We start from the raw sequence: 19,035 nt of genomic DNA, 5'->3' as shown, positions 1-19,035 counted from the left end.
TTCAGCGGTAGCGGCGCGACAGCGTCTCGGCCACGCACACCGGCTTGTCGCTGCCCTGGCGTTCGACGCGCGCTTCGAGGGTGAGCTGCAGCCCGCCCTCGCAGGGCTCGCAGCGCAGCAGCGTGAAGTGCCCGCGCAGCAAGCTGTCCACGGGCACCGGCGCCGGAAAGCGCACGCGGTTGAGGCCGTAGTTCACGCCCATGCGGCTGTCGGCCAAGCGAAAGGCCGTGGCCGCCAGGGCCGGCAGCAGCGACAGCGTGAGGTAGCCATGCGCCACCGTGCCGCCGAAAGGCCCGGCCGCGGCACGCGCCGGGTCCACGTGGATCCACTGCTCGTCGCCGGTGGCCTGCGCGAAGCGGTCGATGCGGTCCTGGTCCACCTGGAGCCATCCACTGCTGCCCAGCGGCTGGCCAACCAGCGCCGGGAGCTCATCCATCTGGTAGCTGTTCATGCGTCAGCCCCCGGCAGCACGACCAGCTTGCCCATCGCCTGACGGTCGGCCAGGCGCTGGATGGCCGCGGCGGCATGGTCCAGCGGCACGCGCTCGGTGATGGCAGGCCTGAGCAGCCCCTGCTCGAACCAGCGCCCCAGCTGCGCCATGTTGGCTTCGTGTTGCGCCGGGTCGCGGCGCATGGCCTCGCCCCAGAACACGCCCAGGATCTGCCGCTCCTTGAGCAGCGCGAGATTGAGCGGCAGGCGCGGGATCTCGCCCGCCGCGAAGCCGACCACCAGGTAGCGCCCGCGCCAGGCCGTGGCCCGCAGCGCCGGCTCGGCATAGACGCCACCCACGGCGTCATAGACCGCATCGGCCCCCTGCCCGTCCGTCAGCGCCTCCACCCGGCGCCGCCACTCGGGCTGGGTGTAGTCGATGCTCGCATCGGCGCCGCTGCGGCGGCACAGCGCCAGCTTTTCCTCGCTGGAGGCCGCCGCGATCACGCGCGCGCCCAGCGCCTTGCCGATCTCGATGGCCGCCAGCCCCACGCCGCCCGCGGCGCCCAGCACCAGCAGCGACTCGCCGGGCTGCAGCCGGCCCACCTGCTGCAGCGCGTGCAGCGAGGTGCCGTAGGTCAGCACGAAGGCCGCCCCCTGCTCGAAGCTCATGCCCTGGGGCAGCCGCGACACCTTCGCGGCCTGCGCCAGGCACAGCTCCGCAAAGGCGCCGTGGCCGGTGGAGGCCACCACCGCGTCGCCGACGCTGAAACCCTGCACGCCCGGGCCCAGCGCGCGCACCACGCCCGCGGCCTCGGCCCCCGGCGCGAAGGGCAGTTCGGGCCGCGCCTGGTAGCGGCCCTGCACGATCAGCGCGTCAGGGAAGTTCACCGACGCGGCCTTCACCTCGATCAGCAGCTGGCCCGGGCCCGGCACCGGGTCCGGCAGCGTGCCCGGGCGCAGGTCGGCGATCGGCCCGAAGGCGCTGCACACCAGGGCCTTCATGCGCGCGCTCCCGCGGCTCCAGCCTCGGTCTCTTGCAGCTGGCGCCACATCACCTTGCCCGAGCCTGACTTGGGCAGCGCGCTGACGAACTGCACGATGCGCGGGCTCTTGTAGGCCGCCATGTGCTCGTGCGCCCAGTCGATCAGGTCCTGCTCGGTCAAATGCTCGAACCCCGGGCGCAGCACCACCACCGCCTTGACGGTCTCCCCGCGCTTGGCATCGGGCGCAGCGATCACGCAGGCCTCCTGCACGGCAGGGTGGTGGTACATCAGCGCCTCGACCTCGGCCGGCCAGACCTTGTAGCCCGAGGCGTTGATCATGCGCTTGAGACGGTCGGTCATGAAGAAGTAGCCGTCCTCGTCGATGCGCGCGAGGTCGCCGGTGCGCAGGAAGCGCTTGCCGTCCAGCTCGATGAAGGCCCCGGCGTTGGCGCCCGGGTTGTTCCAGTAGCCCTGCATCACCTGCGGGCCGTGCACGACGATCTCGCCGCTCTCGCCCTGCGGCAGCGCCTGCAGCGTCACGGGGTCGATGATGCGGGCATCGACGTCGAACACCGGGATGCCCAGGCACTGCGGCTTGGGGCGCTGCGGCGGGTTGATGTGCGTGGCCGCCATGGTTTCGGACATGCCGTAGCCCTCGACAAAGTCCAGTCCCGTGAGCTCCTTGAGCCGATGCGCCACGGCCTCGGGCATGGCCGCGCCGCCGCCGCGGATACCCTGCAGGCTGGAGAGGTCGTACGCCGGCAGCCGGGGGTTGGCCACGAAGTCCACCACCATCGCCGTGATCGCCTGCCAGACCGTGACGCCGTAGCGCTGCATCAGCGCCGCCGCGGCGTCGCGGTCCCAGCGCGGCAGCACCACCACGGTGGCGCCGACGTACAGCGGTCCGTTCATGCTGCCCGACAGCCCGGTGACGTGGAAGAAGGGCAGCGCCGCCAGGTACACCGCGTCCTGCGTGCGCGAGAACCAGGTCGTGCCGCCCACCAGCGTGCTCATCACGCTGCGGTGGGTGTGGACGCAACCCTTGGGGTTGCCGGTGGTGCCGGAGGTATAAGGCATCACGGCCGGATCGTCGGGCCCCGCCTGCACGGGCAGCGGCCGCAACTGCCGCGCCAGCGCGCTGCTCCATGCCGTCAGGCGCACATCGTCCAGCGGCACGCGCGGCGCGCTGACGAACTCCGGCACGCGCAGGTCGGTCGGCGCCGTCAGGTGGTCGCTGTAGGCCGCCACCACCACGCGCTCCAGCCCCTGCCCCAGCAGCGGCCTCAGCTCGTCCAGCAGCTCCTGCCCGACGAAGGCCACCGCGGCCCCGCTGTCCGCCGCCAGGTGCCGCAGCTCCTCGCAACGGTTCATCGGGTTCACCGGCACCACCACCGCGTCGGCGCGCAGGATGGCGTAGAAGGCCAGCACCCACTGCGGGCTGTTCTGCATGTCCAGCAGCACGCGGTCGCCGCGCTTCACGCCGGCCTCGTGCTGCAGCCAGCCGGCCAGCGCCTCGGCCTCCTCGCGGAACTGTGCGAAGGTGAGCACCGAGTCGTAGAAAACGATGAAGGGCTTGTCGGGAAAGCGGGTGGCCGACACCTCGGCGTTGTAGAACAGGTGCGTCTGCGGCAGCGTCAGGTGCCGCGGCACGCCCGGCGGCCAGTGCTTGAAATGCGATTGCTCGGTCATGGCTTCAGTGCTCCTGCTGCTGGTGGCGGGCGAGCTCCATCTTGGCGATGGCGTTGCGATGCACCTCGTCGGGCCCGTCGGCAAAGCGCAGCGTGCGGGTGCTGGCCCAGGCGCGGGCCAGGCCGAAGTCGTCGCTGACGGCGCCGCCGCCGTGCAGCTGCATCGCCCAGTCGATCACCTTCAGCGCCATGGAAGGGGCCGCGACCTTGATCATCGCGATCTCCTGGCGCGCGGCCTTGTTGCCCACGGTGTCCATCTTCCAGGCCGCGTGCAGCACCAGCAGCCGTGCCTGGTCGATGAGGATGCGCGACTGCGCGATGCGCTCGCGCGTGACGCCCTGGTCCGCGAGCTTGCGGCCGAAGGCGGTGCGCTGCAGCGAGCGCCGGCACATCGCCTCCAGCGCGCGCTCGGCGCGGCCGATGACGCGCATGCAGTGGTGGATGCGCCCGGGGCCCAGCCGCCCCTGCGCAATCTCGAAGCCGCGGCCCTCGCCCAGCAGCATGTTGGCCGCGGGCACGCGCACGTTCTCGAACATCACCTCGGCATGGCCGTGCGGTGCATCGTCGTAGCCGAACACCGGCAGGTGGCGCAGCACCTTGACGCCCGGCGTGTCCATGGGCACCAGGATCATCGACTGCTGCTTGTGGCGGTCGGGATGATCAGGCGCGCTCTTGCCCATGAAGATCAGGATCTCGCAGCGCGGGTCGTTGGCGCCCGAGGTCCACCACTTGCGGCCGTTGATCACGTACTCGTCGCCGTCGCGTTCGATGCGCGCCTCGATGTTGGTGGCGTCGGAAGAGGCGACATCGGGCTCGGTCATGGCAAAGCCCGAGCGGATGCGGCCATCGAGCAAGGGCAGCAGCCAGCGCTCCTGCTGCTCGGCCGTGCCGTAGCGCACCAGCGTCTCCATGTTGCCGGTGTCGGGCGCCGAGCAGTTGAAGGGCTCGCTGCCGATGGGCGAACGGCCCATGAGCTCGCACAGCGGGGCGTACTCCAGGTTGGTGAGGCCCGCACCGTACTTCGACTCGGGCAGGAACAGGTTCCACAGCCCAGCCTCCCGGGCCTTGGCCTTGAGCTCCTCCATCACTGGCGCGGGCTGCCAGGGATTACCGGCGTCGCGGTGGGCCTGCATCTCGCGCTCGAAGCGCGCCTCGGCCGGGACCACATGCTCGTCCATGAAGGCCGACAACCGCTGGAGCAGCTCCTTGACCTTGGGCGAAAACTCGAAATCCATGCGTCGTCTCCCTATCGGATCGTCTGCGCCAGCGCCCAGGCCTGCTCGGCCAGCGGGCGGGCGCGCTTGCCCGTTTCCACCGCCTGGGCGCTGGAGGCATTGCCCTGCAGCGCACGATGGGCCACCCCTTGCAGGATGCCGACCAGGCGGAACATGTTGAACACGAGGTAGTAGCCCCAGTCGGCCTCGCTCAGCGCCGCACCGCTGCCCATGCGCTCCAGGTAGCGGCGCAGGTACTGGCCTTCAGACGGGATGCCCAGCGCCTGCAGATCAACGCCGGCGAGGCCGCCGGGCGCCGGCAGCCGCCAGCGCATGCAGTGGTAGGCGAAGTCGGCCAGCGGGTCTCCCAGCGTCGAGAGCTCCCAGTCCAGCACGGCCAGGATGCGCGGCTGCGTGGGGTGGAACACCACGTTGTCGAGCCGGAAGTCGCCGTGCACGATGCGCGCCGGCACCGCCACCGGCAGGTGCCTGGGCAACCAGTCGATCAGCGCGTCGGCAGCGGGGATGGGCTCCGTCTCTGCCGCGCGGTATTGCCGCGTCCAGCGCGCCACCTGGCGCTCGATGTAGTGGCCCGGCTTGCCGTAGTCCGCCAGGCCCACCGCGGCCGGGTCCACGCCGTGCAGCGCGGCGATGACGCGGTTCATCTCCTCGTAGTGCGCCGCACGCTCGGCCGGTTCCATGCCCGGCAGGGCAGGGTCCCACAGGATGCGCCCTTCGACGCAGTCCATCACGTAGAAGGCCGAGCCGATCACCGACGCGTCCTCGCACAGCGCGTGCACGCGCGGCACCGGCACGTCGGTCGCCGCGAGCGCCTGCATAACGCGGAACTCGCGCTCCACCGCGTGCGCCGAGGGCAGCAGTTGCCCTGGGGGCTTGCGCCGCATCACGTAGCGCCGCTGGCCCGCCGTGAGCCTGAAGGTGGGATTGGACTGGCCGCCCTTGAACTGCTCGACTTCCACAGTGCCCTCGAAGCCCGGCACCTGCTTGCGCATCCAGGCCTGCAGGGCCCCGATGTCGAAGGCATGCTGCGGCGCCACCGCTCGGGTGCCGCTGAATTGCGCCTGTGCGTCGCTCATGGGGCTACTCACAGCGCCGAGGTGCCGCCGTCCACCGCCAGGTACTGGCCGGTGATGTGGCGGGAGGCCTCGCTGGCCAGGAACACCACGGCGCCCATCAGGTCCTCGTCTCCGCCCAAACGCCGCAGCGGCGCGCGGGCAAGGACTTGCTCTCCGATGCTCTCCAGCAGGCCAGCCGACATCTTCGAAGGGAAGAAGCCGGGACAGATCGCGTTGACGTTGATGCCGTAACGCCCCCACTCCGAAGCCAGGGCCCGCGTGAAGTTGATCGCCGCGGCCTTGGAGGTGTTGTAGGCGATGGTGTGCACGCCTGGTGCCATGCCCTTGAGGCCCGCCACCGAGGCGACGTTGACGATCTTGCCGCGCCCGCGCGGGATCATGCAGCGCCGGCCCACCTCGCGCGCCAGGAAGAACGGCGCGTTGACGTTGAGGTTCATCACCTTGTGCCACGCCTCGTCCGGGTACTCCTCGGCCGGCGCGCCCCAGGTGGCCCCGGCGTTGTTGACGAGGATGTCGATGTCGCCGAAGCGCTGCACCACCGCCTCGACCAGCGCCGGGATGCGGTCGAACTGCTGCAGGTCGTTGACGATGGTGAACACCTCGATGCCCTCGGCCTCCAGGGCCGCCTTCGCCTCGGCCAGCTCGCCTTCCTTGCGCGCGCTGATCGCCACCTTGCAGCCCGCTTCGCCCAGTGCCCGGGCCATCTGCAGCCCCAGCCCGCGCGAGCCGCCGGTAACCAGTGCCACCTGGCCGTCGAGCCGGAACAGGTCCATCACGCCCATACATGTCTCCTGTGTCGTTGCTTGCCTGCCCGGCGGGCGTTCCGCCGGGGAGTGAGGGCTGCGGTGATCAGCAGACCTCGAACAGCCCGGCCGCGCCCTGGCCGCCGCCGATGCACATCGTCACCACGACGTACCTGGCGCCGCGGCGCTTGCCCTCGATGAGCGCATGCCCCGTCAGCCGGGAGCCGCTCACGCCATAGGGATGGCCAACGGCGATCGCGCCGCCGTCGACGTTGAGCAGCTCGTCCGGGATGCCCAGCCGGTCGCGGCAATACAGCACCTGGCAGGCAAAGGCCTCGTTGAGCTCCCACAGCCCGATGTCCTCGGTCTTGAGGCCGGCGCGCTGCAGCAGCTTCGGGACGGCGAACACAGGGCCGATGCCCATCTCGTCGGGCTCGCAGCCGGCCACCGCGAAGCCGCGGAAAATCCCAAGCGGCTGCAGGCCCAGCTGCTCGGCCCGCTGGGCGCTCATCACGACACAAGCGGAAGCCCCGTCGGAGAACTGGCTGGCGTTGCCCGCCGTCACCACGCCGCCGGGCAGCGCGGGACGGATGCGGCTCACCGCCTCCAGCGTCGTGTCCGGGCGGATGCCCTCGTCGGCCGAGATCGTGACCTCGCGGGTCGTGATGCGGCCGCTGGCCTTGTCCACCACGCCCATGGTCGTGGTCATGGGCACGATCTCGGCATCGAAGCGCCCGGCCGCCTGCGCCGCCGCGGCGCGCTGCTGGCTGCGCGCGCCGTAGGCGTCCTGCGACGCCTTGTCGATGCCGTAGCGGCATGCCACCTGCTCGGCCGTCTGCAGCATGCTCCAGTACAGCTCGGGCTTGTGCTGCAGCAGCCAGGGGTCGCGGCGCATGTGCTGGTTGGCCTCGTTCTGCACGCAGGAGATGCTCTCCACGCCGCCGGCGACGATGGCCTGCACCTCGCCCGCCATCACGCGCTGCGCCGCGATGGCAATGGCCTGCAGGCCCGAGCCGCAGAAGCGGTTGAGGCTCATGCCCGCGGTGCTCACGGGCAGCCCGGCGCGCAGCGCGATGGCGCGCGCGACGTTGCCGCCGGTGGTGCCTTCGAGGAAGCTGGCGCCCATCACCACGTCCTCGATCGCGGCCGGGTCCACCCCTGCGCGCGCCACCGCGTGCCGCACGGCATGCGCGCCCAGCGTGGCGCCATAGGTCATGTTGAAGGCGCCCTTCCAGCTCTTGGCCAGGCCGGTGCGGGCGGTGGAGACGATGACGGCGTCGGTCATGGTGCGGAATTCCTGTTCGGGCCGGCGAACGGCCTTCAGTTGAAGCTGCCGCCCTCGGCGGCGAGCTGCAGCAGCAGCGGCGCGGGTGTCCACAGCGCCGGGTCAGCGCCGGCTTCGGCGGCAAAGGCCTTCAAGCGGCGCACCACGTAGGGCAGGCCCACCTCGTCGGCGTACTTCATCGGGCCGCCGCGGTGCTTGGGGAAGCCGTAGCCATTGAGATAGACCACGTCGATGTCGGAGGCGCGCTGCGCGATGCCTTCGGCCAGGATGCGGGCGCCCTCGTTGGCCATCGCGAACACGCAGCGCTCGACGATCTCCTGCGCGTCGATGGCGCGCGTGGCATGGCCACGCTCGGCGCGCCACTGCTCGATGATCTGCGTGACCACGGGGTCGGGGATCGGATCGCGCCGGCCCGGCTCGTAGCGGTACCAGCCCGCGCCGGTCTTCTGCCCGAAGCGGCCGGCCTCGCAGACGCGGTCGGCGACGATGCTGAAGTCCTGGCCCGGGTTGGCCGCGGCGCGGCGCTTGCGGCCGGCCCAGCCGATGTCCAGGCCGGCCAGGTCGCCGACGCGGAACAGCCCCATCGCGAAGCCGAAGTCCTCCAGCGCCCGGTCCACCTGCTGCGGCAGCGCGCCGCGGTTGAGCAGGTCGTTGGCCGCGGCGCCGTAGCGCGCCAGGATGCGGTTGCCGATGAAGCCGTCGCACACGCCCGAGACCACGGCGACCTTCCTGATGCGCTTGGCCAGCTGCATGGCGGTGGCCAGGACCTCGGGCGCGGTGGCGGCGCCGCGCACCACTTCCAGCAGCCGCATCACGTTGGCAGGGCTGAAGAAATGCAGCCCGATCACGTCCTGCGGACGCCGCGTGAAGCGGGCGATGGCATCCAGGTCCAGCGCCGAGGTGTTGGACGCCAGGATCGCGCCCGGCTTCATCACCTCGTCCAGGGTGCGGAACACCTGTTCCTTCACTTCCAGGCTCTCGAACACCGCCTCGATGGCGAGGTCGGCGTCGCGCAGCGACTCGTAGCTCAGCGTGGGGGTGATCAGCGCCAGCCGCTGCTCGAGCTGCGCCTGGGTGAGCTTGCCCTTCTTCAGCGAGCCCTCGTAGTTGGCGCGGATGGTGTTGAAGCCCTTGTCCAGGGCCGCCTGGCTGGCCTCCAGCAGCACGACCGGCATGCCCGCGTTGGCAAAGGCCATGGCGATGCCGCCGCCCATGGTGCCCGCGCCGATGATGCCGACCTGGCGCACCTCGCGCAGCGGCGCGCCCGCCGGCACGTCCACCTTCGAGGCGGCGCGCTCGGCCGCGAACACGTGGCGCAGCGCGCGCGACTCGGGCGTGTTCATCAGGCCCAGGAACAGCTCGCGCTCGAAGCGCAGGCCGTCGTCAAAGGGTAGCGAGACGCAGGCCGCCACCGCGTCCACGCACTTCAGCGGCGCCGGCAGGAAGCGGCTCGACGCCTTGACCTGCGTGCGGGCGAACTGCAGGAAGGCTTCCGAGCCGGCCTGCTCCAACTTCACGTCGCGCAGCCGCTTCAGCGGCCGGCCCTCGGCCACCACCTGCTCGGCAAAGGCAACGGCGGCCTCCACCAGGTCGCCTTCCTTCACCACCGCGTCGAGCAGCCCGCTGCCTTCGAAGCGTGCCGCCGGCTGCGGCTCGCCGGAGAGGATCATGTTCAGTGCCGCCTCCAGGCCGATGGCCCGCGGCAGGCGCTGCGTGCCGCCGGCGCCGGGCAGCAGGCCGAGCTTCACTTCGGGCAGGCCCAGCGAGGCGTCCGCCTTGGCGATGCGGAAATGGCAGCCCAGCGCCAGCTCCAGTCCGCCGCCCAGGCAGGTGCCTGCGATGGCAGCCACCACCGGCTTGGCCGAGGACTCCAGCGCCGCGATCAGCGCAGGCAGGTTGGGCTGCTGGCTGGACTTGGGCGTGCCGAACTCGCGTACGTCGGCACCTCCCGAGAACAGCTTCTCGCCGCCCGTGAGCACGATCGCGCGCACCTGTGCATCGGCCAGTGCCTCGTCCAGCAACGCCAGCACGCGGCTGCGCAGCGCATGGCTGATGCCGTTGACCGGCGGGTTGTCCAGCGTGATGACGGCGACGGCGCCATGCCGGATGCAGGAAGCGGAAAAGTTCATGCGCGGGTCCTCGACAACAAGTTGAACTCACTGTTCTGCAATGCAGTACACGGTTCCGATTAAGCGCCATGCTAGTGGTGCTTCACCGCGCTGTAAAGCGACCACGGGTAAACGCCTAGTTATTGACCTGCAGAGGAGACGTGGGCTTTTCGCAGGTACGCAGCCTGCAGGACACGGCACCTTGGAATCGCAACCATGTTCTGCATTGCAGACTATAGTCTCACCACCACAACCCTGGACGGTGCTGCCGCATGGACGCCCTTTGCCTCGACCTTCCCGCCGGCTTCGAGCCCTTTGCCGGCGCCGGCCCCTTCTTCTCCGTGCTGGGTCCGCTGTACCGGCGCCGTACCGAGGACGGCCGCAGCGTGCTCGGCCTGCGCGTGGCGGCGCAGCACGCCAACCACATCGGCGTGGCGCATGGCGGCATGCTGACGACGCTGGCCGACGGCGCGCTGGGCATCAACCTGTCGCGCCACCCGCGCTACAACCGACCGCTGGTGACGGTGAACCTCAACACCGACTTCCTGTCGTCGGCGCAGTTGGGCGAGTGGCTGGAGGCCCGGGTGGAGTTCCGGCGCCTGGGCGGCCGGCTGGCCTTTGCCGACTGCCTCATCGGCGCCGGCGAGCGCCTGGTGCTGCGTGCCACCGGCGTGTTCGCCGTGGCGGACACCGGCCGCAAACCTGCCGGTGACGCCTGATGAAGGTACACGTGCTCACCCGCAAGGAAGAGATCGACCCGCAGCGCCTGGCCGGCAAGGTCGTGGTGGTGCTGGACGTGCTGTTCGCCACCACCACCATGGCCGCGGCGCTGGACGGCGGCTGCACCGAGGTGCGGCCCATGCCGGATGCCGAGGCGGCCCGGGCCGAGCTGCAGCGCCCGGACGCGCCACCCGGCGTGGCCGCCGGGGAATGGATGGCCGAGACCCTGCCGGGCTTCGTGGCGGCCACCCCGCTGGCGGTCCTGGCGCAGCCGCTGGCCGGGCGGCGCCTGATCTACAGCACCACCAATGGCACCGTGGCGCTGCTGCGCGCCCGGGGTGCAGCCGAGGTGCTGGCCAGCGCGCTGGTCAATGCCGCGGCGGTCGCGCAGTACCTGTTGCGCGTGCATCCGGAGCGCACCGTGGTGCTGGCCTGCGCCGGCTCGGCCGGGCGCTTCAACCTGGAGGATTTCTACGGCGCGGGCTGCCTGGTGTCCCTGCTGAGCCAAGCCCCGGGCTCGCGGCGCTTCAGCGACGCGGCACTGGCGGCGGCCCTGCTCTACACGCACACGCGCGGCCTGCCGCACGGGAACGGGCACCCGCTGTGGCAGGCCCGCGTGGGGCAGCGGATGGTGGAAAAGGCGCACGCGGCCGACCTGGACTACGCGGCGCGCGAGAGCGTGCTGGAGGTGGTGCCCAGGATGGACGGCGAGCGGCTTGTGGCAGGCTGAACCCGGTGCTGGCCGGCTGGCGCCGCTGTCCCGGAAGAGTGCCTGGCACCTTTGACGGACGGTCCACCGCGAGGCAGGCCAGCCAAAAGCGTGTTCCCCGGGCAGCAGCGGGCCGGCTCGGGAACGACGCCGTCATGCCTTCGCAGGCATGACAAGTGTCTTCAACGCGCCAGCATCCCTTCAAGCCGGCTCACCGTCTCGATCAGGCGCGGGCGCACCTCTTCCAACAGGAAGTCCTTGGACAGCAGGAAGGACGGCGCGCCGCAGTTGATGGCCATGGGCGGCAGGCCGCCGCCGGGGTTGAAGGCCCGGGCGATGGCGTTGACGTCCTTTTGCCAGTCGCCAAAGGAGCAGGTCACGCCCAGGGTGCGGTAGTCCTCCAGCGCCTTGCGGATGCCGCGCTCCGTCTCGGGCCAGGCCGTCTCGTCGAACTCGCGCACCCGCTCCATGAACTCCACGCGCTCACGCTCGGGAATGGCCGCCAGCCAGGCGCGGCCGATGGCGGTGGCCGCCACCGGGATGCGCGAGCCGATGTCCAGGCTCAGCGTCAGCGCCGAGGACGAGCGGCAGTTCTCGACGTAGATCATCGACATGCGGTCGCGCGCGCCCAGCGACACCATGGCGCGGGAGAAGTCCGCCAGCTCCTGCATCAGCGGACGCGCCACCGCGCGCACGTCCAGCTTCGCCAGCATCGCGCTGCCCAGCGACAGCGTGGCGGTGCCCAGCCGGTACTTGCCGCTGTCCTCCAGCTGGATCAGGTAACCCAGCTTGGTCAGCGTGTAGGTCAGCCGCGAGACGGTGGACTTGGGCAAGCCGCAGCGCTGCGCGATCTCCTGGTTGCCCAGCGTCTTGTCGCCGGAGCGGAAGCACGCGAGCACCTCCAGCCCGCGCGCCAGCGCGGTGACGAAGTGGCGGTCTTCCTTGGCACCGGATTCGCTGCCTTCGGCCTCCGGCTCGAGCTGGATGTTGGCAGGCCTGTCCATGACGTCACTCTGTAGTTCTGATCCTTCTAGTGGAACACAAAACCGCGTGACGGTCGGCGCCATCCCGCCGGAAATGGACCCAGTTCCGCTATGGAGAAGTTGACAGGGTCGCGCTGCGCATCAACAATGCATTTGTGCTGTTTTGCAGAATTCAGTTTTGCACAGCGGAACCAAACAGACCGGAGACCCCATGGATCTGAACTTCAGCCCCGAGGACCAGGCCTTTCGCGAGGAGGTGCGTGGCTTCCTGCATGAGTCGCTGCCCGAGCCCATTCGTGACAAGGTCAGGAACGGCGTGCATCTCACGCGCGACGACCACCTGCTGTGGCAGCGCACGCTGCACGGGCGCGGCTGGAGCACGCCCGGCTGGCCGCGCGAGTTCGGCGGCCCCGGCTGGAGCGCGGCGCAGCAGTACATCTTTGACGAGGAGTGCGCTGCCGCGGGCGCGCCGCGGCTGATCCCCTTCGGCATCAAGATGGTGGCGCCGGTGATCATGGCCTTCGGCTCGCCGGCGCAGCAGCAGCGCTTCCTGCCCCGCATCCAGGCCGGTCTCGACTGGTGGTGCCAGGGCTACTCCGAGCCCGGCTCGGGCTCGGACCTGGCCTCGCTCAAGACCCGCGCGGTGCGCGGCGCCGATGCGCAGGGCGAGCACTACATCGTCAACGGCCAGAAGACCTGGACCACGCTGGCACAGCATGCCGACTGGATCTTCTGCCTGGTGCGCACCGACCCCGCGGCCAAGGCGCAGCGCGGCATCAGCTTCCTGCTCATCGACATGAAGAGCCCGGGCATCAGCGTGCGGCCCATCATCACGCTCGACGGCGCGCATGAGGTCAACGAGGTCTGGTTCGAGAACGTGCGCGTGCCCGCCGAGAACCTGGTGGGCGAGGAGAACGCAGGCTGGACCTACGCCAAGTTCCTGCTCGGCCACGAGCGCACCAACATCGCCGGCATCGGCATCGCCAAGCGGGAGCTGGCGCGGCTCAAGGCCGTGGCCGCGCGCGAGCGCAAGAACGGCCGCCCGCTGCTGGAGGACCCGCTGTTCTCCGCGCGCGTGGCCCAGGTGGAGATCGACCTCATGGCGCTGGAGGTCACGAACCTGCGCGTGCTCTCGGCCGAAAGCGAGCGCCGCGCGCCGGGGCCCGAGGCCTCAATCCTCAAGGTCAAGGGCACGGAGATCCAGCAGCAGATTTCCGAGCTGCTGGTGCAGGCCGTGGGGCCCTATGCACTGCCTTTCCTGCCCGAGGCGCTGGAAGGCCAGGACGTCGAGCCGCCCGGCCCGGCCCACGCGCTGCCACTGGCAGCCGCCTACTGCAACCTGCGCAAGCTGTCCATCTACGGCGGCTCCAACGAGATCCAGAAGAACATCGTCGCCCAGATCATCCTCGGCCTCTAAGGACCTGCCATGGACTTCAATTTCAGCGAAGAGCAGCGGCAGCTGCAGGACACCATCGAGCGCTTCGTGCGCAACGATTACGGCTTCGAGAAGCGCCGCGCGATCGCCGCCAGCGCCGAAGGCTTCAGCCGCCAGGCGTGGCAGAGCTTGGCCGAGCTCGGGGTGCTGGCCATCAACGTGCCGGAGGCGCAGGGCGGCCTGGGCTTCGGCCCCGTGGAGACGATGCTCGCCATGCAGGCCAGCGCGCCGGCGCTGCCGTGCGAGCCCTTGCTCTCCAGCGCCGTGATCACCACCGTGCTGGTGCGCGACTTCGGCGACGAGGCGGCGCAGGCCGAGCTGCTGCCCGCGATGGCCTCGGGTGAGCGCATCGTCGTGCTGGCACACCACGAGGCGCCGGCACGCGGCATGGCTGCCTGGGTGCAGACGCGTGCGGCGGTGGAAGGCGACGGCTACGTGCTCGATGGCCGCAAGGCCGTGGTCTGCGACGCCGCCGCGGCCGACGAGCTGCTGGTGTCGGCACGCCTGTCGGGCGCGCCCGAGGATGCGGACGGCGTGCTGCTGCTGCGCGTGCCGCGCGGGGCGGCGGGGTTGAGCCTGCGCGAATACGCCACCATCGACGGCCGCCGCGCCGCCGAGGTCGAGCTGCGCGGCTGCTTCGTGCCGGCGCAGGCCGTGCTGGGCACGCCGGGGCAGGCGCTGCTGGCCATCGAGCGTGCGCTCGACATCGGACTGGCGGCCCTGTGCGCCGAGGCGCTGGGCCTGCTGCAGGCCACGGTGGATGCCACCACCGAGTACCTGCGCACGCGCCAGCAGTTCGGCCAGCCCATCGGCCGCTTCCAGGCTCTGCAGCACCGTGCCGCGGACATGCTGCTGCACCTGGAGCAGGCGCGCTCGATGACTTACCTGGCGACCATGCGCTGCACCGACCCCGACGACCAGGCCCGTCGCCAGGCGCTGTCCGCGGCCAAGGTGGTGGTAGGCCAGGCCTGCCGCTTCATCAGCCAGCAAGCGGTGCAGCTGCACGGCGGCATGGGCATGACGGACGAGCTCGTGCTCAGCCACTGGTTCAAGCGCCTGCTGGCCATCGAGACCAGCATGGGCGACACCGACACCCACCTGCAGCGCTTCGCCGCACTGTCGCAGCGCGAGGCGCTGCAGGCAGCCCAGGCCTGAATTCCCAAGGAGACGATGATGTCCAGCCCCTTCCAATGGGACGATCCGCTGCTGCTGGAACAGCAGCTTGATGCCGACGAGCGCGCCGTGCGCGAAGCCGCGCACGACTACTGCCAGGGTCGCTTGGCGCCGCGCGTGCTGGAGGCCTTCCGAAGCGAGCACACCGATCCGGCCATCTTTCGCGAGATGGGAGAAATGGGCTTGCTCGGCCCCACGATTCCCGAGCAGTACGGCGGCCCGGGCCTGAACTACGTGGCCTACGGCCTGATCGCGCGCGAGGTCGAGCGCGTGGACTCGGGCTACCGCTCGATGATGAGCGTGCAGAGCTCGCTGGTGATGGTGCCGATCTACAAGTTCGGCAACGAGGCGACCCGGCAGAAGTACCTGCCCAAGCTCGCCACCGGCGAGTGGATCGGCTGCTTCGGCCTGACCGAGCCCGACCACGGCTCCGACCCCGGCAGCATGATCACGCGCGCCCGCAAGGTGGCCGGCGGTTACGAGCTCACCGGTACCAAGACCTGGATCTCCAACAGCCCGATTGCCGACGTGTTCGTGGTCTGGGCCAAGGACGACGAGGGCAAGATCCGCGGCTTCGTGCTGGAAAAGGGCTTCAAGGGCCTGTCAGCCCCTGCCCTCCACGGCAAGGTGGGGCTGCGTGCCTCCATCACCGGGCAGGTGGTGATGGACCAGGTGTTCTGCCCCGAGGAGAACGCCTTCCCGGAAGTGCGCGGCCTCAAGGGTCCGTTCACCTGCCTGAACTCCGCGCGCTACGGCATTGCCTGGGGCGCGCTGGGCGCGGCCGAGGACTGCTGGCACCGCGCGCGCCAGTACGTGCTGGACCGCAAGCAGTTCGGCAAGCCGCTGGCGGCGAATCAGCTGATCCAGAAGAAGCTGGCCGACATGCAGACCGAGATCACGCTCGGTCTGCAGGGCTGCTTGCGGCTGGGGCGCATGAAGGATGAAGGCACCGATGCGGTAGAGATCACGTCCATCATGAAGCGCAACAGCTGCGGCAAGGCGCTGGACATCGCGCGCCTGGCGCGCGACATGCTCGGCGGCAACGGCATCAGCGACGAGTACGGCATCGCCCGCCACCTGGTGAACCTGGAGGTGGTCAACACCTACGAGGGCACGCACGACATCCACGCGCTGATCCTGGGCCGAGCCCAGACCGGCATCGCCGCGTTCTGACAGACAAGGAGACAGCCATGAAGATCCTCGTGCCCGTGAAACGGGTGGTGGACTACAACGTCAAGGTCCGCGTGAAGTCAGACGGCTCCGGCATGGACCTCGCCGGCGTGAAGATGAGCATGAACCCCTTCGACGAGATCGCCGTCGAGGAAGCTGTGCGGCTCAAGGAGAAAGGCGTCGCCACGGAGGTCATCGTGGTCTCCTGCGGCGCAAGCGCCTGCCAGGAGACGCTGCGCACCGCGCTGGCCATCGGCGCGGACCGCGCCATCCTGGTCGAGACCCCCAACGATCCGTCCTTCGAGCTGCAGCCGCTGGCCGTGGCCAAGATCCTCAAGGCGCTCATCGACAAGGAGCAGCCGGGCTTGGTGATCCTGGGCAAGCAGGCCATCGACGACGACAACAACCAGACCGGCCAGATGCTCGCCGCGCTGGCCGACCTGCCCCAGGCCACCTTCGCCTCCAAGGTCGAAGTTCTGGAGGGCAAGGCCAAGGTGACCCGTGAAGTGGACGGCGGTCTCGAAACCGTGGAAGTCACGCTGCCGGCGGTCGTCACGACCGACCTGCGCCTGAACGAGCCGCGCTACGTGACGCTGCCCAACATCATGAAGGCCAAGAAGAAGCCAATGGAGACCATCAAGCCGGCCGACCTGGGCGTGGACGTGGCGCCGCGCATCAAGACCGTGAAGGTGGAAGAGCCGCCCAAGCGCGGCGCCGGCGTGAAGGTGCCCGACGTGGCCACGCTGGTGGACAAGCTCAAGAACGAAGCCAAGGTGATCTGACATGGCCGCACTCGTCATTGCCGAACACGACAACGCGCAGCTCAAGGGCGCGACCCTCAACACCGTCACCGCCGCGCTGGCTTGCGGCGGCGAGGTGCACGTGCTGGTGGCCGGCGAGAACGCCGCCGCCGTGGCGCAGGCCGCCGCCCAGGTGCAGGGCGTGGCCAAGGTGCTGCACGCCGACTCGCCCGCGCTGGGCACGCAGCTGGCGGAGAACGTGGCGGCGCAGGTGCTGGCCGTGGCCGGCAGCTACAGCCACATCCTGTTTCCGTCGACTGCCAACGGCCGCAACGCCGCCCCGCGCGTGGCCGCCAAGCTGGACGTGGCACAGCTCAGCGACGTCACCAAGGTCCTGGGTGCGGACACCTTCGAGCGCCCGATCTACGCCGGCAACGCCATCGCCACGGTGCAGAGCGCCGACGCGGTGAAGGTGGTCACCGTGCGCACCACGGGCTTCGACGCCGCGCCCGCCACCGGCGGCAGCGCCGCGGTTGAAAACCTGGCCGCCGTGGGCGACAGCGGCAAGAGCGCCTTCGTCGGCCGCGAGCTGACCAAGAGCGACCGCCCCGAGCTGACGGCCGCCAAGATCATCGTGTCGGGTGGCCGTGCGCTGGGCTCGGCCGAGAAGTTCACGGAACTGCTCACGCCGCTGGCCGACAAGCTGGGGGCCGCCCTGGGCGCCTCGCGCGCCGCGGTGGACGCGGGCTACGCGCCCAACGACTGGCAGGTGGGCCAGACGGGCAAGATCGTTGCGCCGAGCCTGTACATCGCCTGCGGCATCAGCGGTGCCATCCAGCACCTGGCCGGCATGAAGGACTCCAAGGTGATCGTGGCGATCAACAAGGACCCAGAGGCGCCGATCTTCTCGGTGGCCGACTACAGCCTGGAGGGCGACGTTTTCGAGGTCGTGCCCCAGCTGGTCAACGCGCTGTGAGTCACAGTCCACGAGGTGCCCGATGACCACTCCGCAGCAACTGCTTGAGCAATACGGCCCGCGCGAGTCCATGGACTACGACGTGGTGATCGTCGGCGCCGGCCCCGCGGGGCTGGCCACCGCCATCCGGCTCAAGCAGCTCGCCGCCGCGGCGGACCGCGAGGTGTCGGTGGTGGTGCTGGAAAAGGGCTCCGAGCCCGGGGCGCACATCCTCTCCGGCGCGATCATGGACCCCATCGCGCTCACCGAGCTGTTCCCGGACTGGAAAGAAAAGGGCGCGCCGCTGAAGCAGCCGGTCACCGAGGACGAGTTCCTGTTCCTCTCCGAGGCCGGCTTCAAGACCACCCCGCACGGGCTGCTGCCCGACTGCTTCAAGAACCACGGCAACTACATCGTCAGCCTGGGCGAGGTGACGCGCTGGCTGGCCGAGCAGGCTGAAGCTCTGGGCGTGGAGATCTTCCCCGGCTTCGCCGCTGCCGAGGTGCTGTACACCGAGGACGGCGCCGTGCGCGGCATCGCCACGGGGAACATGGGCATCGGCAAGGACGGCGAGCCCACTGAGAATTTTCAACTTGGCATGGAGCTGCTCGGGAAGTACACGGTGTTTGCCGAAGGGTCCCGGGGACATCTTGGGAAACAACTTATCGAGCGCTTCAGCCTGGACGCGGGCAAGGCGCCGCAGAGCTACGGCATCGGGCTGAAGGAGCTGTGGGAAGTGCCCGCCGCCAACCACAAGCCGGGCCTGGTAGTGCACACCGCCGGCTGGCCGCTGGAGCCCGACACCTATGGCGGCTCTTTTCTCTACCACGCGGCCGACAACAAGATCGCCATCGGCTTCGTCGTGGGCCTGGACTACCAGAACCCCTGGCTGTCGCCCTTCGAGGAGTTCCAGCGCTTCAAGACGCATCCGGCCGTGCGCCAGCACCTGGAGGGTGGGCGGCGCATCTCCTACGGCGCGCGCGCCATCACCGCCGGCGGGCTGCTGAGCCTGCCCAAGACGGTGTTCCCCGGCGGGGCGCTGGTGGGCTGCGACGCGGGCTACCTCAACGCCAGCCGCATCAAGGGCAGCCACGCCGCGATCAAGAGCGGGATGCTGTGCGCCGAAGCCGCCTTCGAGGCACTGCAGGCCGGGCGCAGCGGCGACGAGCTCGCGGCCTACCCGGAGGCCTTCGAGAAGAGCTGGCTGTTCACCGAGCTGCAGCAGGCCAGGAACTTCAAGCAGTGGTTCAAGAAGGGCCGCACCACCGCGACGCTGATGACCGGCATCGAGCAGTGGCTGCTGCCGCGCCTGGGGGTGAAGAAGGCGCCGTGGACCGTGGAGCGCAAGCTGCCCGACCACGTCAACCTGCGCCCGGCGTCCGACTTCCCGCGCATCGACTACCCGAAGCCCGACGGCGTGCTGAGCTTCGACCGGCTGTCCTCGGTGTTCATCAGCAACACCAACCACGAGGAGAACCAGCCGGCGCACCTCACGCTCAAGGACGCCAGCGTGCCCACACGCATCAATTGGCCCAAGTTCGCCGGGCCGGAGAGCCGCTACTGCCCCGCGGGCGTGTACGAGTTCGTGCCGGCCGAGGGT

General features: G+C 70.0%; 17 protein-coding genes. 8 read left to right on the top strand and 9 right to left on the bottom strand.

Annotated features, from left to right (window positions below; genetic code table 11):
- Position 1 precedes the first annotated feature (1 nt).
- The 8 genes from ALA01S_RS19315 to ALA01S_RS19280 all read right to left on the bottom strand — a co-directional run bounded on the left by ALA01S_RS19315 (position 2) and on the right by ALA01S_RS19280 (position 9,571).
- Positions 2 to 451: a MaoC family dehydratase gene (locus tag ALA01S_RS19315; protein WP_066339746.1), complete on the bottom strand. Its 450-nt coding sequence runs from the start codon at positions 449 to 451 to the stop codon at positions 2 to 4.
- Positions 448 to 1,434 (bottom strand): NADPH:quinone oxidoreductase family protein, encoded by a 987-nt coding sequence (locus tag ALA01S_RS19310; RefSeq protein ID WP_066339744.1) that lies wholly within the window; start codon positions 1,432 to 1,434, stop codon positions 448 to 450. The genes ALA01S_RS19315 and ALA01S_RS19310 overlap by 4 nt, the downstream gene beginning before the upstream one ends.
- The gene (locus ALA01S_RS19305; protein WP_066339742.1) at positions 1,431 to 3,104 is read right to left on the bottom strand and encodes a long-chain fatty acid--CoA ligase; all 1,674 of its coding nucleotides are present in this window, start codon (positions 3,102 to 3,104) and stop codon (positions 1,431 to 1,433) included. The genes ALA01S_RS19310 and ALA01S_RS19305 overlap by 4 nt, the downstream gene beginning before the upstream one ends.
- Positions 3,105 to 3,108: 4 nt before the next feature.
- A complete protein-coding gene (locus ALA01S_RS19300) occupies positions 3,109 to 4,338 on the bottom strand; it encodes an acyl-CoA dehydrogenase family protein (protein WP_066339740.1) in 1,230 nt (409 codons plus the stop codon).
- A gap of 11 nt (positions 4,339 to 4,349) precedes the next feature.
- Positions 4,350 to 5,414, bottom strand: a complete 1,065-nt coding sequence (locus ALA01S_RS19295; RefSeq protein ID WP_066339739.1) for a phosphotransferase family protein — start codon at positions 5,412 to 5,414, stop codon at positions 4,350 to 4,352.
- 8 nt (positions 5,415 to 5,422) lie between these two features.
- Positions 5,423 to 6,196: an SDR family oxidoreductase gene (locus ALA01S_RS19290; RefSeq protein ID WP_066339736.1), complete on the bottom strand. Its 774-nt coding sequence runs from the start codon at positions 6,194 to 6,196 to the stop codon at positions 5,423 to 5,425.
- A 67-nt stretch (positions 6,197 to 6,263) separates the two neighbouring features.
- Positions 6,264 to 7,442 (bottom strand): acetyl-CoA C-acyltransferase, encoded by a 1,179-nt coding sequence (locus tag ALA01S_RS19285; RefSeq protein WP_066339733.1) that lies wholly within the window; start codon positions 7,440 to 7,442, stop codon positions 6,264 to 6,266.
- A 35-nt stretch (positions 7,443 to 7,477) separates the two neighbouring features.
- Positions 7,478 to 9,571: a 3-hydroxyacyl-CoA dehydrogenase NAD-binding domain-containing protein gene (locus tag ALA01S_RS19280; protein ID WP_066339731.1), complete on the bottom strand. Its 2,094-nt coding sequence runs from the start codon at positions 9,569 to 9,571 to the stop codon at positions 7,478 to 7,480.
- A gap of 251 nt (positions 9,572 to 9,822) precedes the next feature.
- Between ALA01S_RS19280 and ALA01S_RS19275 the strand changes: the two genes are divergently transcribed.
- Both ALA01S_RS19275 and ALA01S_RS19270 read left to right on the top strand, forming a co-directional pair.
- Complete coding sequence (locus ALA01S_RS19275; protein WP_066339728.1) at positions 9,823 to 10,269, top strand: PaaI family thioesterase; 447 nt, start codon at positions 9,823 to 9,825, stop codon at positions 10,267 to 10,269.
- Positions 10,269 to 11,000 (top strand): 2-phosphosulfolactate phosphatase, encoded by a 732-nt coding sequence (locus tag ALA01S_RS19270; RefSeq protein ID WP_066339727.1) that lies wholly within the window; start codon positions 10,269 to 10,271, stop codon positions 10,998 to 11,000. The genes ALA01S_RS19275 and ALA01S_RS19270 overlap by 1 nt, the downstream gene beginning before the upstream one ends.
- A gap of 161 nt (positions 11,001 to 11,161) precedes the next feature.
- Here ALA01S_RS19270 and ALA01S_RS19265 read toward each other — a convergent pair whose 3' ends face one another.
- Positions 11,162 to 11,983, bottom strand: coding sequence for an IclR family transcriptional regulator (locus ALA01S_RS19265; RefSeq protein ID WP_066339725.1), 822 nt, complete (start codon positions 11,981 to 11,983; stop codon positions 11,162 to 11,164).
- A 190-nt stretch (positions 11,984 to 12,173) separates the two neighbouring features.
- Between ALA01S_RS19265 and ALA01S_RS19260 the strand changes: the two genes are divergently transcribed.
- The 6 genes from ALA01S_RS19260 to ALA01S_RS19235 form a co-directional block, all read left to right on the top strand.
- A complete protein-coding gene (locus ALA01S_RS19260) occupies positions 12,174 to 13,379 on the top strand; it encodes an acyl-CoA dehydrogenase family protein (RefSeq protein ID WP_066339724.1) in 1,206 nt (401 codons plus the stop codon).
- Positions 13,380 to 13,388: 9 nt separating this feature from the next.
- Positions 13,389 to 14,552 (top strand): acyl-CoA dehydrogenase family protein, encoded by a 1,164-nt coding sequence (locus ALA01S_RS19255; RefSeq protein ID WP_066339718.1) that lies wholly within the window; start codon positions 13,389 to 13,391, stop codon positions 14,550 to 14,552.
- 15 nt (positions 14,553 to 14,567) lie between these two features.
- Positions 14,568 to 15,743, top strand: coding sequence for an acyl-CoA dehydrogenase (locus ALA01S_RS19250; RefSeq protein ID WP_084267723.1), 1,176 nt, complete (start codon positions 14,568 to 14,570; stop codon positions 15,741 to 15,743).
- Between the two features lie 17 nt (positions 15,744 to 15,760).
- Positions 15,761 to 16,522, top strand: a complete 762-nt coding sequence (locus tag ALA01S_RS19245; protein WP_066339713.1) for an electron transfer flavoprotein subunit beta/FixA family protein — start codon at positions 15,761 to 15,763, stop codon at positions 16,520 to 16,522.
- A 1-nt stretch (position 16,523) separates the two neighbouring features.
- Entirely contained in the window at positions 16,524 to 17,456 is a 933-nt protein-coding gene (locus ALA01S_RS19240; protein WP_066339710.1) for an electron transfer flavoprotein subunit alpha/FixB family protein, read from the top strand.
- A gap of 22 nt (positions 17,457 to 17,478) precedes the next feature.
- Positions 17,479 to 19,035: electron transfer flavoprotein-ubiquinone oxidoreductase (locus ALA01S_RS19235; protein ID WP_066339781.1), on the top strand; the 1,557-nt coding region annotated here is incomplete at its 3' end.

It is taken from the genome of Azohydromonas lata NBRC 102462, from assembly GCF_001571085.1.
GTDB lineage: Bacteria > Pseudomonadota > Gammaproteobacteria > Burkholderiales > Burkholderiaceae_C > Azohydromonas > Azohydromonas lata.
The sequence above is the reverse complement of the archived record's forward strand: the minus strand, read 5'-3'. Positions and strand labels throughout refer to the sequence as shown.